At 69.9% G+C, this 2,307-nt stretch carries 1 protein-coding gene; it reads left to right on the top strand.

The window, feature by feature from the left end:
• Nucleotides 1–2,305: vitamin B12 dependent-methionine synthase activation domain-containing protein (locus ACXJKL_RS19580; protein ID WP_457208670.1), on the top strand; the 2,305-nt coding region annotated here is incomplete at its 5' end.
• Between the last annotated feature and the right edge of the window lie 2 nt (nt 2,306–2,307).

Raw genomic sequence — 2,307 nt, 5'->3', positions numbered from 1 at the left:
GCTGTGCCGCCAGTACGGCGCCGCCGCAGTGGTGATGGCCTTCGACGAGGACGGTCAGGCCGACAACCTCGAGCGCCGCACGCAGATCTGCGAGCGCGCCTACCGGATCCTGGTCGACGAGGTCGACTTCCCGGCCGAGGACATCATCTTCGACCCCAACGTCTTCGCGGTGGCGACGGGCATCGAGGAGCACGCGTCGTACGGGCACGACTTCATCGAGGCGACCCGGTGGATCAAGGCGAACCTCCCGGGTGCCAAGGTCAGCGGCGGCATCTCCAACGTGTCGTTCTCCTTCCGCGGCAACAACCCGGTGCGCGAGGCGATCCACGCCGTCTTCCTGTTCCACGCCATCCGGGCCGGCCTCGACATGGGGATCGTCAACGCCGGCGCACTCGTGGTCTACGACGAGGTCGACCCCGAGCTGCGGGAGCGGATCGAGGACGTCGTCCTCAACCGCCGCCCCGACGCCGCCGAGCGGCTGCTGGAGATCGCCGAGGCGCACAACCGCACCGGTGAGGCGGCGGAGGTCGCCGAGGACGAGTGGCGCGCCCTGCCGATCGGCGAGCGGATCACGCACGCCCTGGTCAAGGGCATCGACGCCCACGTCGAGTCCGACACCGAGATCCTGCGGGTCGAGATCGCCGAGCGCGGCGGCCGTCCCATCGAGGTCATCGAGGGACCGCTGATGGACGGCATGAACGTCGTCGGCGACCTGTTCGGCGCCGGCAAGATGTTCCTSCCGCAGGTGGTCAAGAGCGCCCGCGTGATGAAGAAGGCCGTCGCCCACCTCATCCCGTACATCGAGCAGGAGAAGCTCGACAATCCCGAGTACGCCACCGCGAAGGACACCAACGGCACGATCGTCATGGCCACCGTCAAGGGCGACGTCCACGACATCGGCAAGAACATCGTCGGCGTGGTGCTTCAGTGCAACAACTACGAGGTCATCGACCTCGGGGTGATGGTCCCGGCGCAGAAGATCCTGGACACCGCCGCCGAGGTGGGCGCCGACATCATCGGCCTGTCCGGGCTCATCACGCCCTCCCTCGACGAGATGGTCAACTTCGCGACCGAGATGCAACGCCAGGGCCTCGAGATCCCGCTCATGATCGGCGGCGCGACGACCTCGCGCGCCCACACGGCCGTCAAGGTCGACCCCCGGTACGACGGCCCGGTGGTCTGGGTGAAGGACGCGTCGCGCTCGGTGCCCACCGCCGCCGCGCTGCTCCACGACGACCAGCGCTCCCGGCTGATGGCCGACGTCAAGGCCGACTACGACTCGCTGCGGACCCGGCACGCGGCCAAGCACGACCGGCCGATGCTGACCCTGGACGGGGCCAGGGACAACGCGACGCCGATCGACTGGACCGGCTACGAGCCGCCTGCTCCCGCCCTCAGCGGCGTGCACGTCCTCGACGACTACGACCTCGGGGAGCTGCGCGACTACATCGACTGGCAGCCGTTCWTCAACGCCTGGGAGATGAAGGGCCGCTTCCCCGACATCCTCAACAACCCGACCACCGGCGAGACCGCCCGCAGGCTGTACGACGACGCCCAGGAGATGCTGGACCGGGTCGTCGAGGAGCGGTGGCTGACCGCGCGCGGCGTCTACGGGTTCTTCCCGGCGAGCGGCGTCGGCGACGACGTCGAGGTCTACACCGACGACACGCGGTCGGAGGTGCTGACCACGCTGCACCACCTGCGCCAGCAGGGGGCGCACCGCGCGGGGGTCCCCAACCGGGCGCTCAGCGACTACGTGGCACCGCGCGCGACGGGGCTTGCGGACCATGTCGGCGGCTTCGCCGTCACCGCCGGTCACGGCATCCGCGAGCGGATCGAGAAGTTCAGGGCCGAGCACGACGACTACTCCGCGATCCTGCTCGAGTCGCTCGCGGACCGGCTGGCCGAGGCCTTCGCCGAGCGACTGCACCAACGGGTGCGCACCGAGTTCTGGGGCCACGCCGCGGACGAGGCGCTGGCCAACGACGACCTCATCGCCGAGCGCTACACCGGCATCCGCCCGGCGCCCGGCTACCCGGCCTGCCCGGACCACACGGAGAAGCTCACCCTGTGGGAGCTCCTCGACGTGGAGGCGCGGACCGGCATCGAGCTCACCGAGTCGATGGCGATGTGGCCGGGCGCGGCCATCTCGGGCTGGTACTTCTCCCACCCGCAGTCGCAGTACTTCGTGGTCGGGCGGTTGGGTCGCGACCAGGTCGCCGACTACGCCGAGCGCAAGGGCTGGACGCTCGCCGAGGCGGAGCGCTGGCTGTCGCCCAACCTGGGCTACGACCCGGAGGACTGAGC

Source organism: Nocardioides sp. P5_C9_2 (assembly GCF_054049555.1).
Note: the sequence above shows the minus strand (reverse complement) of the source record. Positions and strands in the feature narration are given on the sequence as shown.